This is a genomic window from uncultured Campylobacter sp. (assembly GCF_938045405.1).
Lineage (GTDB): Bacteria > Campylobacterota > Campylobacteria > Campylobacterales > Campylobacteraceae > Campylobacter_B.
This window is the reverse complement of the sequence record NZ_CALIMW010000222.1, coordinates 1-1,948: the sequence shown is the minus strand read 5'-3', so window position 1 is coordinate 1,948 and position 1,948 is coordinate 1. Positions and strand designations below refer to the sequence as shown.

The window sequence follows — 1,948 nt, the reverse complement described above, 5'->3', positions numbered from 1 at the left end:
GCGTACTTATAAAGAAATACGCTGCTGGAGCAGAGTGCTCGCTGTAAGATTGGCGCAAGCAGCTAGAGATGGAATTTAAGAATTTGTAGCCGTATTCATAACGCGATAAACCAAATGATAAAATAGATTCTGCGCAAGAAAGATTACGATCAATTTTTAAGAGTCGCGCCTTTAAATTTTAAAATTTAAAGGCTTCGTCGATTAAGGCTTCTTTCATATAAAGCTCTTTAATTATTAATTAAATCCAGCCATACGTGGCGCTGGGTCTTGTCCAAATCAATGTCTTTTGTCCTCATAAAAAATTCTTTTATCCTGACGTAGTCGTCCATAGTTTCTATCGTAAAGGCGATATCTTTATCCTTGCCTCGGATTATTATATTATCGTAGAATATAAATCTAAGTTGAAATTTAAAAAACCAAAAAATATATAAATTTTTAGATGAATAAAAATAAATAAGAATATAGTTTTTTTGGGCATTTTATTTGTATAATAAGTAACTCGATCATTATAAAATTTTACAAGTTTCTTATTGTAAAAATTTGTAAAATATTCCATTATTATAGGCAATCCGAAAAATGGAAATACTATAAAAAGCTGATTATATCTAGTTTGATTGGGTTCGTATGAATACATAAAAATCATAATCGCAAGCGTGCATACCGTAGCAAGAACTATATAAAAACTAGTCCTATCTTTGAGCGCTAAAGGCTCTTTATTGTAATCACGAGTGCAACTCGAATTTTGTTCAAATTTATTAGGCTTTTCGTTTGTATTTATCGTAGAGTCATCCGTGAGTTTTTCAAATTTAAAATTTTTACTATCAGAATTTTCGGCATCAAAATTCCGCCCTGAACCCTGCTCTAAATTTTGATGCCGTTCATTTAGAATTTTCTTTAGCTCTTCGAGCCTCTGTTTTCTATTCATCTTTTATTCTTTATAGCCTACACGAAAATTTGTGGTGGGATTTTATCTAAATTTTTCCCTGTTTTGAGTAGAAAATAGGCTTTTAGCTCCCTGTATTCTTTGCTACTTAGAAACGAAACCTCTATAAAAGAACTTTTGTCATATATCAATATGCTGTCATTTATAATATCAAAGCCTAGCCCGTTAAAAAGCCTATATAGCAATAAAGGAAAGAAGCTAATAGATATAATTACCGCAAAAATTATCCAAAAATTTTCCTCCCTTCCGTCTATCACTACCGCTACGAAAAAAACTAAAAGCAAATATATAAAAGCAAACAGCAGCATAAGGCATTTTGTCTTTTTTGATATTTCGGGGTATGACGGTCCCGTGGTTCGTTTGATACAAGTTATATCTGAAATTTTGGTCTCATATAAAACGGCTTCCGTCTTTTTAGAGTATAGAGTTATATCGTCATTTTTAAAGCATATATAGCACTTGCCGAAATTTGAGAATTTATTTAATGCTCTGAGCGGAAAATAGCAATCCAGCAAAACGAGAAATAAAATTTGCTGGGCGGAAAATTTACCGCATATCGCCATCAATATCGTAGTAATGATATAGATCGCGCCGATGATAGCATTTAAAATTATAGCGTGGTCTTTTATGATTATCGGCTCTTTGTCGTAATCACGAGGTTTAGCGCCCCGCGATGAAATACCGCCTGGGTTTAAATTTTGAAATTTTACCTCGGCTTGTGAGTTTAAATTCGTGCCTTTTAAATTTCTATCTCGAAAATTTGCGCCACAAAGATAATCGGCTTGCGATTTGGGATCTGTTTGATTAAAATTCGTATCTTTAGGGTTTTCGCTATTCAAATTTGCATCGTTTGAATTTAATGATCTGCGATCCGTTGCATCGCTTAAATCCGCATTGTCAAAGATATCGGCGCTAGCGCCTTTTCGCAGCTTTTGTTTTAAATTTCGGCACTGTTCGTTTAGAAGCTTTTTTGATTCCTCAAGCCGCACTTTATCCAAAAAATAT

The 1,948-nt window shown here is 33.5% G+C and carries 2 protein-coding genes; both read right to left on the bottom strand.

Annotation, left to right across the window (positions count from 1 at the left end; translation table 11 throughout):
- Positions 1-373 precede the first annotated feature (373 nt).
- A complete protein-coding gene (locus Q0140_RS09145) occupies positions 374-925 on the bottom strand; it encodes a hypothetical protein (RefSeq protein ID WP_297963938.1) in 552 nt (183 codons plus the stop codon).
- Between the two features lie 17 nt (positions 926-942).
- Positions 943-1,948: hypothetical protein (locus Q0140_RS09140; RefSeq protein ID WP_297963936.1), on the bottom strand; the 1,006-nt coding region annotated here is incomplete at its 5' end.

What these genes read in the sequence shown, in the direction of transcription:
- Q0140_RS09145 (WP_297963938.1), bottom strand. Translation starts at nt 925, where the DNA reads ATGAATAGAAAACAGAGGCTCGAAGAGCTAAAGAAAATTCTAAATGAA.